At 73.1% G+C, this 264-nt stretch carries 1 pseudogene; it reads right to left on the bottom strand.

The window, feature by feature from the left end:
- Positions 1–264: pseudogene (locus SB771_RS35015) on the bottom strand (hypothetical protein); the annotation flags it as partial.

Raw genomic sequence — 264 nt, forward strand, 5'->3', positions numbered from 1 at the left:
GCCGCCGGCGCCGATAACGCTCGAATACGCGCCGAGCGCGGTCGCGCCGTTGCTGTCGGCGAAGGACGACGCGCCGATCGACGTGGAGCCCGCGGTATTGGCGACGGCGCTTGCGCCGAGCGCGGTCGAACCCACGCCGCCAGCAGTGGCGCTCATGCCGACTGCGACCGCGTTCTCAGCCGTCGCAGCCGCGCTGACGCCTGCCGCGACCGCATTCGTGCCGTTCGCGACGGCGTCGTCAGAACCGGTGGCCGTGCCGTCTGC

This window comes from Burkholderia sp. SIMBA_051, assembly GCF_046534915.1.
Lineage (GTDB): Bacteria > Pseudomonadota > Gammaproteobacteria > Burkholderiales > Burkholderiaceae > Burkholderia > Burkholderia ambifaria.